This is a genomic window from Roseovarius azorensis, from assembly GCF_900109455.1.
Classification (GTDB): domain Bacteria; phylum Pseudomonadota; class Alphaproteobacteria; order Rhodobacterales; family Rhodobacteraceae; genus Roseovarius; species Roseovarius azorensis.
Map to the genome: position 1 here is coordinate 235,780 of NZ_FOAG01000003.1, position 14,723 is coordinate 250,502.

At 65.6% G+C, this 14,723-nt stretch carries 14 protein-coding genes; 5 read left to right on the plus strand and 9 right to left on the minus strand.

The window, feature by feature from the left end:
• Positions 1 to 40: 40 nt before the first annotated feature.
• Positions 41 to 370, minus strand: a complete 330-nt coding sequence (locus BSG08_RS06595; protein WP_093033939.1) for a sarcosine oxidase subunit delta — start codon at positions 368 to 370, stop codon at positions 41 to 43.
• A 13-nt stretch (positions 371 to 383) separates the two neighbouring features.
• Positions 384 to 1,628, minus strand: coding sequence for a sarcosine oxidase subunit beta family protein (locus BSG08_RS06600; protein WP_093033942.1), 1,245 nt, complete (start codon positions 1,626 to 1,628; stop codon positions 384 to 386).
• A gap of 212 nt (positions 1,629 to 1,840) precedes the next feature.
• Here BSG08_RS06600 and ccmI point away from each other — a divergent pair, with 212 nt between their 5' ends.
• Genes ccmI through BSG08_RS06615 form a run of 3 tightly spaced genes read left to right on the plus strand, consistent with a single transcriptional unit; the run spans position 1,841 to position 3,778 of the window.
• Positions 1,841 to 3,073, plus strand: coding sequence for a c-type cytochrome biogenesis protein CcmI (ccmI, locus tag BSG08_RS06605; RefSeq protein ID WP_093033945.1), 1,233 nt, complete (start codon positions 1,841 to 1,843; stop codon positions 3,071 to 3,073).
• Positions 3,070 to 3,552, plus strand: a complete 483-nt coding sequence (gene ruvX / locus BSG08_RS06610; protein WP_093033947.1) for a Holliday junction resolvase RuvX — start codon at positions 3,070 to 3,072, stop codon at positions 3,550 to 3,552. The genes ccmI and ruvX overlap by 4 nt, the downstream gene beginning before the upstream one ends.
• Positions 3,542 to 3,778 carry a DUF1289 domain-containing protein gene (locus BSG08_RS06615; protein ID WP_093033950.1) on the plus strand — a complete coding sequence of 79 codons (237 nt, stop codon included), beginning with the start codon at positions 3,542 to 3,544 and terminating at the stop codon, positions 3,776 to 3,778. The genes ruvX and BSG08_RS06615 overlap by 11 nt, the downstream gene beginning before the upstream one ends.
• Positions 3,779 to 3,922: 144 nt before the next feature.
• Here BSG08_RS06615 and BSG08_RS06620 read toward each other — a convergent pair whose 3' ends face one another.
• Positions 3,923 to 4,663 (minus strand): YebC/PmpR family DNA-binding transcriptional regulator, encoded by a 741-nt coding sequence (locus BSG08_RS06620; RefSeq protein ID WP_093033952.1) that lies wholly within the window; start codon positions 4,661 to 4,663, stop codon positions 3,923 to 3,925.
• A gap of 154 nt (positions 4,664 to 4,817) precedes the next feature.
• On the opposite strand from BSG08_RS06620, the gene BSG08_RS06625 reads away from it, so the two are divergent.
• A complete protein-coding gene (locus BSG08_RS06625) occupies positions 4,818 to 6,590 on the plus strand; it encodes an SLC13 family permease (protein ID WP_093033955.1) in 1,773 nt (590 codons plus the stop codon).
• Positions 6,591 to 6,600: 10 nt separating this feature from the next.
• Here BSG08_RS06625 and BSG08_RS06630 read toward each other — a convergent pair whose 3' ends face one another.
• The 5 genes from BSG08_RS06630 to mgtE all read right to left on the minus strand — a co-directional run bounded on the left by BSG08_RS06630 (position 6,601) and on the right by mgtE (position 11,758).
• Positions 6,601 to 8,379, minus strand: a complete 1,779-nt coding sequence (locus BSG08_RS06630; RefSeq protein ID WP_093034302.1) for an SLC13 family permease — start codon at positions 8,377 to 8,379, stop codon at positions 6,601 to 6,603.
• A 79-nt stretch (positions 8,380 to 8,458) separates the two neighbouring features.
• On the minus strand, positions 8,459 to 9,271 hold the full coding sequence (locus BSG08_RS06635; RefSeq protein WP_093033958.1) for a TIGR00282 family metallophosphoesterase: 813 nt from the start codon (positions 9,269 to 9,271) through the stop codon (positions 8,459 to 8,461).
• A gap of 75 nt (positions 9,272 to 9,346) precedes the next feature.
• Positions 9,347 to 9,817: an OsmC family protein gene (locus tag BSG08_RS06640; protein ID WP_093033960.1), complete on the minus strand. Its 471-nt coding sequence runs from the start codon at positions 9,815 to 9,817 to the stop codon at positions 9,347 to 9,349.
• On the minus strand, positions 9,804 to 10,370 hold the full coding sequence (locus BSG08_RS06645; protein WP_093033963.1) for a 5-formyltetrahydrofolate cyclo-ligase: 567 nt from the start codon (positions 10,368 to 10,370) through the stop codon (positions 9,804 to 9,806). Before BSG08_RS06645 ends, BSG08_RS06640 begins: the two co-directional genes overlap by 14 nt.
• Positions 10,367 to 11,758: a magnesium transporter gene (mgtE, locus tag BSG08_RS06650; protein ID WP_093033966.1), complete on the minus strand. Its 1,392-nt coding sequence runs from the start codon at positions 11,756 to 11,758 to the stop codon at positions 10,367 to 10,369. Before mgtE ends, BSG08_RS06645 begins: the two co-directional genes overlap by 4 nt.
• Positions 11,759 to 11,894: 136 nt before the next feature.
• Here mgtE and guaD point away from each other — a divergent pair, with 136 nt between their 5' ends.
• Positions 11,895 to 13,202, plus strand: a complete 1,308-nt coding sequence (guaD, locus tag BSG08_RS06655; protein ID WP_093034305.1) for a guanine deaminase — start codon at positions 11,895 to 11,897, stop codon at positions 13,200 to 13,202.
• A gap of 104 nt (positions 13,203 to 13,306) precedes the next feature.
• Here the strand turns inward: guaD and BSG08_RS06660 are convergent, their stop codons facing one another.
• A complete protein-coding gene (locus tag BSG08_RS06660; protein WP_093033968.1) occupies positions 13,307 to 14,644 on the minus strand; it encodes an 8-oxoguanine deaminase in 1,338 nt (445 codons plus the stop codon).
• Between the last annotated feature and the right edge of the window lie 79 nt (positions 14,645 to 14,723).

The following is a 14,723-nucleotide window of genomic DNA, read 5'->3' on the forward strand; positions in this document are numbered from 1 at the left end:
TGGGGCGTGGTGCTGTGGATATTTCTGGCAAGATGAAGGCTCATGCGAATTCCCTCCACGTCCAGCCGGGACGCCTGGCGGTGATCGCGTCGCGGATATGCTGTGGCGGCTCATGGGTCTGTGCAGGGTATGTGCCGTAAACCTCCAGCGTCACGGTATCGCGCGCGGCGATGAACCACTTGCCGCAGCCGTTATTGTGCCGCCAGCGCTCGAAATGCGCGCCCTTGGGGTTTTCCTTGGCGAACATGTAGGTGTGAAAGTCATCGTCCGAAGAGCCGGGGCCGAAACGCTTGAGATGCGCCTCGCCGCCTTGGTGGAATTCGGTTTCTTCGCCCGTGACGCCGCAGCAGGGGCAGGTGAGGATCAGCATTGTCGGGTACTCCTTAGTGGGCAACGCCAGCAGCCACTGACTCATCAATGAACCGCCCCTGATAGAACCGGTCGAGGCCGAATTCGTCGCAGAGCGGCGAATGCCCCTTGGCCATCAGTTCGGCAAAACCCCAGCCGGAGCCGGGGATCGCCTTGAAGCCGCCGGTGCCCCAGCCGCAGTTGATGAAGATGCCATCGACAGGCGCTTTCGACAGAATCGGCGAGCGGTCCCCCGTCACGTCCACGATCCCGCCCCACTGGCGCAGCATCTTGAGCCGCGCAACCATCGGAAAGGTCTCGATCAGCGCGCGCACCGTCTCCTCGATGTGATGGAACGATCCGCGCTGCGTGTAATTGTTATAGCCGTCGGTGCCGCCGCCGATGACCATTTCGCCCTTGTCCGACTGGCTCATGTAGCCATGCACGGTATTGGCCATGACGACGCAGTCCATGCAGGGCTTGATCGGCTCGGAAACCAGCGCCTGAAGCGCCACGGATTCGATCGGCAGGCGGAACCCGGCCATATCGGCCAGATGCCCCGAATGCCCCGCGACGACCAGCCCCAGCTTGTCACAGGCGATATCGCCGCGATTGGTGGTCACGCCGGTGACGCGCCCCCCCTCGCGGCGGATACCCGTCACCTCGCATTTCTGGATGATGTGCATGCCCATGGCCGAACAGGCCCGCGCATAGCCCCAGGCCACCGCATCATGCCGCGCCGTGCCGCCGCGCGCCTGCCACAGACCGCCCAGCACCGGATAGCGCGGCCCGTCCAGATTGATGATCGGCACGATTTCCTTGACCCGCGCGGGCGAGATGAACTCGGTCCTGACCCCTTGCAGCGCATTGGCATGGGCGGTGCGCTGATAGCCGCGCACCTCGTGCTCTGTCTGCGCCAGCATGATCACGCCACGGGGGCTGAACATGATGTTGTAATTGAGATCCTGGCTCAGCGTCTCGTAGAGGCTGCGCGATTTCTCGTAGATCGCCGCCGACGGATCCTGCAGGTAATTCGAGCGGATGATGGTGGTGTTGCGCCCCGTGTTGCCACCCCCCAGCCAGCCCTTTTCCAGCACCGCGACATTGGTGACGCCGAAATTCTTGCCAAGGTAATAGGCGGTGGCCAGACCATGCCCACCCGCGCCCACGATGATGACATCGTATTTCTTCTTCGGCTCGGGCGAGGCCCAGGCGCGCTCCCATCCCATGTGGTAACGCAGGGCCTCTCGGGCGACGGCAAAGGCGGAATAATGTTTCATGCGCGCTCTCGGGGTTGGTGGATTCGCGTGGGGTTGCGGTTGGCACCGTAATGCGACGGCGCAGTCTTGCAAAGGATACTCCGGGCGGCGATTCCAGCATCAATAGCGACATTGCGACATTGCGGCGCGGGGCACGCACGCGGGCGTGACCAGATGCCCCTTTTTTCCTCGCGCCGGGACGGTTACATGGGACAGGCGAAATAGGAGAGGTCATGGCGTTCTGGATCATCGTTGCGGCACTGGCGATCGGCGTGGGGGCCATCCTGGCGCTGACCCTGCTGCGCGGACGCATCGGCGACGCGCCGCCCGCCGCCTATGACCTGCGGGTCTACCGCGACCAGCTCAGGGAAACCGAACGCGATGCCGCGCGGGGTGTCATCGGACCAGAAGACGCAGCGCGTCTGCGCGCCGAGATCGCGCGCAAGATCCTTGCGACCGATGCGCAACTGCAAAAAGGCGGCGAGGACGGCGGACAGCCGCGCGCCGCCGGGTTCGTCATGGCGCTGCTCATCGTGGCGGGGATCACCGGGGGCGGCGTGCTGATCTACGACCGCATCGGCGCGCCCGGCTATACGGATCTGCCCTACGCCGCGCGCATCGCCGCCTCGGATGCGGCGCGCGAGGCGCGGCTGGATCAGGCCACCGCCGAGGACCGCTTCGGCCCCGACGAGACACCTCTACCCGAAGGGGTGAACGACGACTACCTGCGCCTCATCGAACAGCTGCGCAAGACCGTGGCCGAGCGGCCCGGGGACCGGCAGGGGCTGGGCTTTCTGGTGCGCAGCGAGGCGGCGCTCGGCAACATGGCGGCGGCGCATCGCGCGCAGGCGCAACTGATCGCCGTCAAGGGCGACGCGGCCACCGCCAGCGACCACGCCATGCTGGCCGATCTGATGATCAACGCCAGCGGCGGCTATGTCTCGGCCGAGGCCGAGGCGGCGCTGCGCGCGGCGCTCGAGCGCGAACCGCGCGAACCCACGGCGCGATTCTACCTGGGCATGTACTACCTCCAGGTAGACCGGCCCGACGCCGCCTTCCGCCTCTGGCGCGACCTGCTGGAAGAAAGCACCACCGACGCGCCTTGGGCCGAGCCGATCCGCGCCCAGATCCAGGAGGTCGCAGCGCGCGCCGGCGAACGCTACAGCCTGCCGCCACCCGACAGGGCCTCCGGCCCCTCCAATGCCGACATGCTGGCCGCCGAGGACATGGATCCCGCCGCACGCCAGCAGATGATCCGCGGCATGGTGACCGGGCTGGCCGACCGGCTGGCCACCGAGGGCGGCACCGCAGAGGACTGGGCGCGCCTCATCACCGCCTACGGCGTGCTGGGCGAGACCGACAATGCGCGCCGCATCTGGACCGAGGCGCAGGCGGTCTTCGCACAGTATCCCAACCGGCTGATCACGGTGCGCGCGGCGGCGGAAAACGCGGGCGTGGCGGAATGATCTGCGAGGACATCGAGAGCTTTGCCGCCGCCCTGCCCGCAGGCCGCGCGATCCTTGGCCTTGATCTGGGCACAAAGACCATCGGCGTCGCCCTGTCGGACCGGCTCTGGTCGGTGGCCAGCCCGCACGAGACCGTGCAGCGCACGAAATTCACCGCCGACGCCGCCCGCCTGCTGGCGATCGCCGCCGCCCGCGAGGTCGGCGGCATCATCCTCGGCCTGCCCCGCAACATGGACGGCAGCGAGGGACCAAGATGCCAGTCCACCCGCGCCTTCGCCCGTAATCTGGCCGGACTCACCGACCTGCCCATCGGCTTCTGGGACGAGCGTTTGTCCACCGTGGCCGCCGAAAGGGCGCTGCTAGAGGCGGATGCGACACGAAAGCGTCGGTCTCAGGTGATCGACAACATCGCCGCGGCCTATATCCTGCAGGGAGTGCTGGACCGGATGGGCCATATGAGGGCAGAGCATGACAGATGAAACGCCATGGCGGCGCAACGAGGTCGAAAGCCCCTGCGTCAAGATCTGCGTGGTCCACCCCGAGGCACGGATCTGCACCGGTTGCCTGCGCTCGGTCGACGAGATCGCGCGCTGGTCCAGAATGACCCCCGCCGAACGGCACGAAATCATGACGGCGCTGCCCGACCGGGCGGGAATGCTGAAAAAACGCCGCGGCGGCCGCGCCGCCCGACTGGCGCGGGGCTAAGGCGGGGCAACATTTCGCGCCCATATCTGTTGCAGAGCTGGAACAACCGCTTGTGAGTTGCGCGAGTGGCAATATCAACCTCCACTCCAGACCAGATGCTCCCGCAAGCCGGGGTTCACCCCGGCCTCCGGCCCCCTCCCCGTCTCAGAGCTGTTCCATCACCGCGTCAGAGGCTTCGAAATTGGCGGTGACGCGCTGCACGTCGTCGTCGTCCTCAAGCGCCTCGATCAGCTTCATCAGCTTCTGCATGCCTTCAAGGTCCAGTTCGGTCGTGGTCACCGGCTTCCACACCAGCCTGGTCGATTCCGACTCGCCCAGCGTCCCCTCCAGCGCGCCCGCCACATCGCTCAGATCGGTGTCGGCGCACCAGATCACATGGCCGTCGTCCGAGCTTTCCACATCCTCGGCCCCCGCCTCGATCGCCGCCATCATCACCGTGTCGGCATCCCCCGCCGTAGCCGGATAGCTGATCTCGCCCTTGCGCTCGAACATGAACCCGACGCTGCCGGTCTCGCCCAGGTTCCCGCCGTTCTTGGAGAATGTCGAGCGCACGTTGCTCGCGGTGCGGTTGCGGTTGTCGGTCATCGCCTCGACGATCACCGCCACCCCGCCGGGGCCATAACCCTCATAGCGGATTTCCTCGTAATCCTCGGCATCGCCGCCCACCGCCTTCTTGATCGCGCGCTCGATATTGTCCTTGGGCATAGACTGCGCCTTGGCCTCCTTGATCGCCAGACGCAGGCGCGGATTCTTCTCCGGGTCGGGATCGCCCATCTTGGCTGCCACCGTGATCTCCTTGGAAAACTTCGAGAAAAGTTTTGCCCGAACGGCATCCTGCCGCCCCTTACGGTGTTGAATATTCGCCCATTTCGAATGGCCGGCCATCGTGTCTTCTCCTGCAATCCCGAAAATCTGCCGCCTTTTATCCGCTCGGGCGGAACAGGGCAACGCCCCTCTTGGCCCCGCCCGCCGGTTCGAAATCCGCCGATGCGGACGCAAACCCGTGACCGTCATCCGGTTCTGATCTATGACAGGTCGCATGACCTATGAACAGATCACGCTTTTCGCGCTCTTCACGACCGTCTTCGGTCTGCTGCTCTGGGGGCGGTTCCGCTATGATCTCGTGGCGTTCTCGGCCCTGCTGGCGGGCGTGGTGCTGAATGTCGTTCCGGCGCAAGAGGCGTTTTCCGGCTTTGGTCACCCCGCCACGCTGATCGTGGCGCTGGTGCTCGTGGTCTCGGCGGGGCTGACGCGCTCGGGGGCGGTGCTGCTCATTACCCGCACCCTGATCGACCACTCGCGCGTGCTGGCGCATCACATCATGATCATGGGCGGCGTCGGCGCGGTGCTCTCGGCCTTCATGAACAACGTGGCGGCGCTGGCGCTGCTGATGCCGGTCGACGTGCAGACCGCGCGCAAGGCCAAACGCGCCGCCGGGCTGAGCCTGATGCCACTGTCCTTCGCCACCATCCTCGGCGGCATGGCCACACTCATCGGCACGCCGCCAAACATCATCATCGCCTCGTTTCGCGAAGAGGCGCTCGGCCAATCCTACAAGATGTTCGATTTCGCCCCGGTCGGCGGCGCCGTGGCGCTGGCCGGCCTTGTCTTTATCGCGCTCATCGGCTGGCGTCTCATACCCCTGCGCGAGGACGCGGTGATCGAGGCATCAGATCTCGACGACTACATCGCCGAACTCACCGTGCCCGCCGAATCCTCGCATATCGGCAAGCGGCTGATCGAACTGCAGGAAGAGGCGGACAGCGGCGATGTCGCCATCCTCGGCCTCATCCGCGACGGAAAACGGCGCTATGGCACGGCCGCCAATGCGCGCCTCAAGCCAGGCGACACCCTGGTGATCGAGGCCCAGCCCGACGCACTCGACGAATTCCGCGCCAGCCTCTCGCTGGCCTTCGCCGAAGAAGAACACGACCGCGCCCTGCGCGCCGAGAATGACGGGCTCGACATCATCGAGGTGGTCGTGCCCCACGATGCAAAGGCGGTCGGCAAATCGGCCCAGTCCATCGGCCTGCACTGGCGTCAGCGCTCGGTGCTGCTGGGCATCTCCCGGCAGGGACGCAAGATCACCCAGGCGGTGCGCAAGACCGCGATCCAGCCGGGCGATATCCTGCTGCTGCTGGTGCCCAAGGATCGGGGGCAGGATGTCACCGACTGGCTGGGCGGCCTGACGCTCGCCAATCGCGGCCTCGCGGTAACCCAGGACCGCAAGACCTGGGCCGCCATCGGCCTCTTCGCCGCGGCGGTCATCGTGGCCAGCCTCGGCTGGCTCAGCCTGTCGATTGCCCTGGGGCTGGTGGTGGTTGCCTATGCCCTGACGCGCATCATCCCGCTGAACGAGCTTTATGACAGCATCGAATGGCCGGTGGTGGTGCTGCTGGGCTCGATGATCCCGCTCGGCGCGGCGCTCGACGCGGCGGGCGGCACCCGGCTCATCGCCTCGGCGCTGGTGGATCTGACCGCGGGCTGGCCGGCCTGGGCCGTGCTGACCATCCTGATGGCGGTCACCATGACCATGTCGGACGTGCTCAACAATACCGCCACGACCATCGTCGCGGCCCCGGTCGCGGTGCAGATGGCGCGCTCGCTCGACGTGTCGCCCGATCCTTTCCTGATGGCGGTGGCGGTGGCGGCCTCCTCGGCCTTTCTCACGCCCATCGGGCACAAGAACAACACCCTGATCCTCGGCCCCGGCGGCTATCGCTTCGGCGATTACTGGCGCATGGGCCTGCCGCTCGAACTCCTGGTCGTCGCGGTTTCGGTGCCGCTCATCCTCATCGTCTGGCCGCTCTGAGCGGTCGGGCTCACAGCGGCCAGATCAGCGGAATAAGCACGCTCGCCAGCAATCCTATGCTTACGTTGAGCGGGATGCCTACCCGCAGGAAATCGGTAAAGCGATAGCCGCCGGGGCCGTAAACCAGCGTATTGGTCTGATAGCCGATGGGCGTGGCGAAACTTGCACTCGCTCCCATCATCACCGCCACCACCAGCGGGCGTGGGTCGACCCCGATCGCGTCCGCCAGGCTGATTGCAATCGGCGTCACTACCACCGCAACGGCATTGTTGCTGACCACTTCGGTCAGCAGGGAACTCAGCGCGTAAACCGCCATAACGATCAGGAACGGACTCAGATGCGTCATATGCGGCGCAACCGCCCCCACGATCAGTTCCACCGCGCCCGAAGCCTGCAACGCTGCCCCCACCGCCAGCATTGCAAAGACAAGGGCCAGTAACTGCCCGTCGATGAACGACAGCGCCTCGTCGGAATCGATGCAGCGCATCAGCAGCACCAGAGCCACCGCAATCACCGCCAGCACCAGAATCGGCGCAACCCCCAGCGCCGCCAGCACCACGATCCCGGCCAGCGCCAGCACCGCCAGCGGCGCGTGACCGCGCCGGAACGCCCGCGCGGAGGGATGCGAGACATCGACCATATCCATCTCGCGCGCAAGCCTCTGAATATCCTCGGGCGCACCCTCCAGCAGCAGCGTATCGCCAACCCGAACCACCAGTTCGTCCAGTTGCCGCCCGATATTCTGGTTGCGCCGATGCACCGCCAGGGGATAGACGCCATACCGCCGCCGCAGCCGCAGCCCCCCCAGCGACCGCCCCACCATCTTGCAACCCGGCGTGATCAGCACCTCGACCGTGGTCGTCTCCACCGCCGAGACCTGATCGACGCGACGCAGGCTCTTGTCACGCTGCAGGCTCAACAGCTCGGTCATCTGCGTGCGCAGCACCACCCGGTCGCCGACCTGTAGCGTGACACCCTCAAGGTTGCGGCGCAGCGACTGATCGCCCCGGATCACGTCGACCAGCCGCACCCCCTCGCGCTTGAAGAGCTGCACGCCGTTCACCTCGCGGCCGATCAGGTTGCTGTCAGGCGGGATCACCGCCTCGGTAAAGAACTTCATCTTCGAGCGGTCCGAAAGCATATCCGCCATGCTGTCGCGTGATGGCAATAGAATGGGGCCGAAGAACTTGAGATAGACAGCCCCCAGAATCACCTGTGCGATGCCCAGCGGGGCAATCTCGAATATGGTGAACGGAGCCAGTCCCTGCGTGCGCGCCACCCCGTCCACCAGCAGATTGGTCGAGGTGCCGATCAACGTCGTCGTGCCACCCAGAATAGCGGCATAGCTGAGCGGAATGAGCAGCTTGCTCGCAGGTATCTTGAGCGTCCGCGCCAATTGCACAAAGACCGGGATCATCACCACCACCACGGGCGTGTTGTTCATGAAGGCGGAGCCGACCACCACCGCCAGCAGCAGCATCCCGATCGCCAGCCTAGGGCTGTGCTGCGCCTTCCGGTCAGCCAGCGAGGTAAAGGCATCGAGCGCGCCAGTGCGCACCAGCGCCCCCATAACGATGAACATCGCCGCAATCGTCCAGGGCGCCGGGTTGGAAAACACTTCGAGCGCCGCCTGATAAGGCAGCACCCCAACCACCAGCAGCACCGCCACTCCGGCAATCGCCACAACCTCGGTCGGATAGGTCTCGCGCACAAAGAGAACCAGCATCGTCGCCAGAACGGCGAGTGTCAGAACCGCCTGCCCGGTCTGGGACAGTCCCAGAAATTCGATCACTTGATGTCGCCCTCTTCTGCCCCGCGCCAGTTTCCCCGATCGCGAACCGCGCGACAAGCCCGATTCGCCGACGCGCTCACGGACCCGACTGTTCCAGCCGCCCGCCCTGCCGGACCATCTCGATCCTCGTCGCGCGGCCCGTGGCGTCGTCGGTTTCGACATAAACGCCGGACACGGTGACGGCCCCCATCGCGGGAGTCAGGCGCTCCTTGCCCATGCCGGTCACGAAACGCCGCATCGGCTCGGCCTTGTCCATGCCGATGATGCTCAGATAATCGCCGCACATGCCCGCATCGCCCTGAAACGCCGTGCCGCCGGGCAGGATTTGCGCATCCGCCGTCGGGATATGCGTATGCGTGCCCACCACAAGGCTCGCGCGCCCCTCGCAGAAATGCCCCATCGCCATCTTCTCGCTCGTCGCCTCGCAATGCATGTCGACAATCGCCGCCTGCACCGCCCCGCCCAGCGGATGCGCACGCAACACCACATCAATCGCCGAGAACGGATCGTCAAAGGCACGCCGCATGAACACATTGCCCAACACCTGCGTCACCAGCACCTTGCGCCCGCGCCCGTCGGTGAACACCCGGTGCCCGCGTCCCGGCGCGGCCTTGGCATAGTTGAGCGGCCGGATGATCCGGCTCTCATGCTCGACCGCCTGCAACATGTCCTTCTGGTCAAAGGCATGATCGCCCAGCGTCACGCAATCCGCGCCCGCCTCGAACAACCCCTTGGCATGCGCCGCCGTCAGGCCCATCCCGCCCGAGGCATTCTCGCCATTCACCACCACGAAATCGAGCTTCCACGCCGCGCGCAGCCTTGGCAGCCGTTCCGCCACCGCCGCGCGCCCGGCACGCCCCATCACATCGCCCAGAAACAGAATTTTCATGGCATCCCTGTTAGGGCGGCGCCCACCAAAGGGCAAGCACGAAGCCCCACGCCCGGCATCATCCGGCCAGCATGCTTAGGCCCCGACCCGATACCGCGCCTTGCAATCCACCGGAAAATTCACCGACCGCGCGATAAAGCAGTAATCATGCACCCGCCCGTGCAGCGCGTCAGCCTTGTTCAGATCCGTTCCCGCAGGCACCGTGATCCGGGGCCGCAGCGTGGCACGCAGGAACCGGCTGGCACCACTGCTATCGGTTTCGCCAACCGCCAGCGGATCGTCCTGATAGGCCGTGACCGCGATACCCGCGTCGCTCGCCAGATGCAGGAACCACAGCATGTGACAGGCGGCCAGCGCCGCGATCAGCATGTCCTCGGGATTGTGCAGCCCCGGATCGCCCCCCAGCAGCGGATCGTTCGAGCAGCGGATCACCGGCTTGCCTGGCGTCTCCACGTTCCAGGTGCGGTCATAACCCCTGTAATGCGCCGTCCCCTCGCCCCGGTTGCCGGTCCAGACCACACGGGCAGTATAGTCATGTTCGGCCAAACTCGATCACCTCCGCCTCTGTCACCACCATGTCGAGCGGCTGATCGGTGGGCTCGAGCGGCAGCCCCGCCGCCTCCTGCGCGCCATAGGCGAACCCGATGGCCAGCGTCGGGCGCGCGGCGCGCAGAATCTCCAGCGTGCGGTCATAGAACCCCCCGCCATAGCCCAACCGCCCGCCCGCCCGGTCGAACGCCACCAGCGGCACGATCAGGATCTCGGGCTCGATGAAATCGTCGACCTCCGGCACCATCGCGCCGAACGGCCCCTCGCGCAGCGCGCAATCCGGCTCCCAGCGCGAGAATTTCAGCGGCAGGCCCGCACCCTCGATCACCGGCACGCCGACAACGCCATGCGCCGCCGCCTCGGCCATCGCCGGGCGCGGGTCGATTTCCGTGCGGATCGGCAGATAACCCGAAACCGGCACGCCGCGATACCCCGCCAGCACCCCCGACAGCCGCGCCGCCGCCCCCGGCGCGCAGACGCGATGCGCCACCGCCCGGCGCGCGAACGCCGCCTTGCGCGCCACAGCCTTCACTTCGGCCAGATCGCTCATAACAGAAACACCGTCGCCAGCCCCAGAAAGGCAAAGAATCCCACCACATCGGTCACCGTGGTCACGAATGTCCCGGACCCGAGCGCGGGGTCGATCCCCATCCGGTCCATGATCACCGGAATCGCCGCCCCCGCCAGTCCGGCAACGACCAGGTTGATCACCATCGCGGCAGCGATCACATAGCCCAGTTCCGGCCCGCCGAACCAGAGCATGCCCACCACCCCCATCACCAGCGCAAAGATCAGTCCGTTGATCAGCCCCACCGTGGTCTCGCGCATCAGCACCCGCCAGACGTTCGAGCCGGTCAGATCCTTGGTCGCCAGCGCCCGCACCGCCACCGTCAGGCTCTGCGTGCCCGCATTGCCGCCCATCGAGGCGACAATCGGCATCAGCACCGCCAGCGCCACCAGCTGCGCGATCTGCGCCTCGAAGAGCGCGATCACCGCCGAGGCGAGGATCGCCGTGCCGAGATTCACCGCCAGCCACGGCACCCGCTGCTTTGACGTCTCGATGACGCTGTCGTTGAGCCCCCCCTCGCCCACACCGGCAAGGCGCATGATGTCCTCTTCATGCTCCTCGTCCAGCACGGCCATGGCATCGTCGATGGTGATCACCCCGACCAGCCTGCCCTCCTCGTCCACCACGGGCGCGGAGATCAGGTGATACTGGTTGAACATATAGGCCACGTCGCCCTCGTAGCGCGTCACCGGAATGGTGTGAAACGTCTCTTCGACGATATCCTTCAGCGCCACCTCCCGGCGCGAGGCCATGATCCGCCCCAGCGTGACATTGCCCACCGGATGCAGCCGCGGATCGACCAGAACGATGTGATAGAACTGTTCCGGCAGCTCCTCGGCATTGCGCATGAAATCGATCGCGTCGCCCACTGTCCAATGCTCGGGCGCCATCACCACCTCGCGCTGCATCAGGCGACCGGCGGAATATTCCGGATAGGTCAGCGATTGCTGCACGAGGGTTCGGTCGCTGTCCTCCAGCGCGCTCAGGATCGCCTCTTGCTGCTGATCCTCCAGATCCTCGACCAGATCGACCACATCGTCGGAATCGAGATCCCGCACCGCCTCGGCCAGCACCTCGGGCGTCAACAGGCCGATCACCTCTTCGCGGATCGATTCGTCCAGTTCCGACAGGATGTCGCCGTCGAATTCCTGACCATAAAGCGCGATCAGCCGCCGCCGGTCATAGGCGTTGCTCTGCTCCAGAAGGTCGGCGATATCGGCCGCGTGCAGCGGCTCCATCTCCGCCCACAGCATCTCGCGGTCGCCGGTCTCCAGCGCATACATGATGCGCGAAATAAGCTGACGGTTCAGCGGTTGATGATCCTCGTCGCGCTCGACCTCCGGGGCCGGATGATCGTCCTGCTCTGCCATGTCGCCCCCCTGCCGCTCCTGACTGCGCGCAGGCTTAAAGAAGCAGCTTAAGGAAAACAATGACAATGGGATGATTTACCCCGGCGATCCGTCCCCCTATCCTGCATCCCGCGCAAACTTTCGCCAGATTGGTCCCATGTCTCCAGACACGCTTCTCACCGGCCGGATTCTCGGCTTCGACCGCTCGCCCTTTGACGCGGGCGATCCCGCCTCTGCCGCCCGCCTGCACGAGGCGGTCCTGATCCGGGGCGGCAGAATCGTGGCCCTTGGCACGGCACATGCGCTGCGCGCGCAGGCGCCGCAGGTGGCACGGGTGGACATGGGCGATGCACTGATCACCGCAGGCTTTGTCGATGCTCATGTGCATTACCCGCAGACCGCGATCATCGCCAGCTGGGGCAAACGTCTGATCGACTGGCTGAACAGCTATACCTTCCCGGAAGAGATGCGCTTTGCCGACCCGGCATATGCGCGCCGGATCGCCGACCGCTACCTCGACCTGACGCTCGCCAACGGCACCACCACCGTCGCCAGCTATTGCACCATCCACCCCGCCAGCGTGGATGCGTTCTTCGAGGCGGCGCAGGCGCGCGGCCTGCGCGCTGTGGCGGGCAAGACCTGCATGGACCGCAACGCGCCAGAGGGGCTGCGCGACACCGCGCAATCCGCCTATGACGACAGCAAGACGCTCCTGCGGCGCTGGCATGGCGTGGATCGCCTGTCCTACGCCATCACACCGCGGTTTTCGCCCACCTCGACACCGGATCAGCTCTCGGCTCTGGGCGCGCTCTGGTCCGAGCATCCCGATTGCCTGATGCAGACCCATCTGAGCGAACAGACCGACGAAATTGCCTGGGTCAGATCGCTCTACCCCGAGGTCCGCGACTATCTCGACACCTACGAGGCGCATGGCCTGCTGGGCGCGCGCGGCCTCTATGGTCACGCCATCCACCTTACGTCCCGCGAACGCGACCGCCTGCGCGAGGTGGGCGCGGCACTGATCCATTGCCCGACCTCCAACACCTTCATCGGCTCGGGCCTTTTCGATCTTGCCGCGCGCATGGCCGAGGGTCAGCGCGTGGGCCTTGCCACCGACACCGGCGGCGGGTCGTCGTTTTCCATGCTGCGCACCATGGCGGCGGCCTATGAGATCGGGCAACTGACCGGCACGGCGCTGCATCCCGCGCAACTGCTGTGGCTCGCCACCGCCGGTTCGGCGCAGACGCTGCACATGGGCCACCTGATCGGCAATATCGCACCGGGGATGGAGGCCGATCTGGTCGCGCTCGATCTCGCCTCGACCCCCGCAATCGCCCAACGCAGCGCCCGCGCCGGGGACATCTGGGAGGCGCTCTTTCCCACCCTGATGATGGGCGACGACCGCACCATCGCACGGGTCTGGGTGGCGGGCACGGCCTTCTCGCCCTGTCACCCTCGGGCCTGACCCGAGGATCTCCCGACCGCGCAGGATCCTCCGGTCAGGCCGGAGGATGATGCTTGTCGAGCGGGGGGCGGCCCCTCCTCCCGCCTCCACATTCTCATCCGGCGTCACACCCCGGCCAGGGCGCGCGCCAGACGCGCCTGATGGCTGACCACTTCGACCAGATCGACCGTCACCAGATGCCCGTCCCGCACCACCTGCCGCCCCTCGACAAACAGATCACGCACCTTCTGCGGTCCCGCCAGCAACAGCGCCGCCGGATCCCAACTGCCCGCGCTCTCGATGCCGGAAACATCCCAAATCGCGATATCAGCCCGTTTTCCCTGAGAAATCTGGCCGCAGTCGGATCTGCCCAACACTTCCGCACCGCCTCTCGTGGCGATCTCCAGCGCCTCGCGCGCGCTCATCGCACCGGCACCCCGCGCCACCCGTTGCAGCAGCATCGCCTGCCGCGCCTCGGTCATTAGGTTGCCGGTGTCGTTGCTCGCCGATCCATCGACCCCCAGACCCACCGGCACCCCCGCATCCCGCATCGCCCGCAGCGGCGCGATTCCTGACCCCAGGCGACAGTTGGAACAGGGACAATGTGCAATTCCCGTTGATGTTTTCGAAAACAATTCAATCTCTTGCCGATTCAGCTTGACGCAATGCGCGTGCCAGACATCGGCCCCGGTCCAGCCCAAATCCTCGGCGTATTGACCCGGCCGACAGCCGAAATTGGCCAGCGACCAGGCAACATCCTCGTCATTCTCGGCCAGATGGGTGTGCAGCATCACCCCCTTGTCCCGCGCCAGAACCGCCGCCTCGCGCATCAGATCGCGGCTGACCGAGAACGGCGAACAGGGTGCGACTCCAACCCGGCACATCGCGCCATCCCTCGCGTCGTGAAAGGTATCTATCACACGAATACAATCGTTTAGAATCGATTTCTCATCTTCAACCATGGTATCGGGCGGCAAGCCTCCTTTGCTTGCGCCAATACTCATCGCGCCGCGCGTCGGATGAAACCGCAGACCGATCTCCACCGCAGCATGGATCGTATCCTCCAACCTCGATCCATTCGGAAAAATATACAGATGATCAGAGCTTAGCGTGCATCCTGAAAGTGCCAGCTCGGCCAGTCCCGTCATCGCCGACACCCGCATTTCCTCGGGTCCGAACCGCGCCCATATCGGATAGAGCGTCTTGAGCCAGCCGAACAGCAGCGCATCCTGCCCGCCCGGCACTGCCCGCGTCAGGCTTTGGTAGAGGTGGTGATGCGTGTTCACCAGGCCCGGCGTCACCACACAGCCCCTCGCCAGCACCAGTTCACCCTGTGTGCTCAGGCCCCGGCCCACAGCCGCGATCACACCATCGCGGATCAACACATCCGCACCGTGCAACTCGTCACGCGCGTCATTCATGGTCAGCAGATAATCCGCATCCCGGATCAGATATTCCGCCATTTCATCTACCCCTGCAAAACCCTCCTCACCGCTTCGGAAGCAGGATCGCGCGACAGAAGAAGGGGGCGAAAACCGCGCC

Bases quoted from the DNA above. Each gene is read 5' to 3' on its own strand.
- BSG08_RS06595 (WP_093033939.1), bottom strand. From the start codon at position 370: ATGCTGATCCTCACCTGCCCCTGCTGCGGCGTCACGGGCGAAGAAACC.
- BSG08_RS06600 (WP_093033942.1), bottom strand. From the start codon at position 1,628: ATGAAACATTATTCCGCCTTTGCCGTCGCCCGAGAGGCCCTGCGTTAC.
- ccmI (WP_093033945.1), top strand. From the start codon at position 1,841: ATGGCGTTCTGGATCATCGTTGCGGCACTGGCGATCGGCGTGGGGGCC.
- ruvX (WP_093033947.1), top strand. From the start codon at position 3,070: ATGATCTGCGAGGACATCGAGAGCTTTGCCGCCGCCCTGCCCGCAGGC.
- BSG08_RS06615 (WP_093033950.1), top strand. From the start codon at position 3,542: ATGACAGATGAAACGCCATGGCGGCGCAACGAGGTCGAAAGCCCCTGC.
- BSG08_RS06620 (WP_093033952.1), bottom strand. From the start codon at position 4,663: ATGGCCGGCCATTCGAAATGGGCGAATATTCAACACCGTAAGGGGCGG.
- BSG08_RS06625 (WP_093033955.1), top strand. From the start codon at position 4,818: ATGACCTATGAACAGATCACGCTTTTCGCGCTCTTCACGACCGTCTTC.
- BSG08_RS06635 (WP_093033958.1), bottom strand. From the start codon at position 9,271: ATGAAAATTCTGTTTCTGGGCGATGTGATGGGGCGTGCCGGGCGCGCG.
- BSG08_RS06645 (WP_093033963.1), bottom strand. From the start codon at position 10,370: ATGAGCGATCTGGCCGAAGTGAAGGCTGTGGCGCGCAAGGCGGCGTTC.
- mgtE (WP_093033966.1), bottom strand. From the start codon at position 11,758: ATGGCAGAGCAGGACGATCATCCGGCCCCGGAGGTCGAGCGCGACGAG.
- guaD (WP_093034305.1), top strand. From the start codon at position 11,895: ATGTCTCCAGACACGCTTCTCACCGGCCGGATTCTCGGCTTCGACCGC.
- BSG08_RS06660 (WP_093033968.1), bottom strand. From the start codon at position 14,644: ATGGCGGAATATCTGATCCGGGATGCGGATTATCTGCTGACCATGAAT.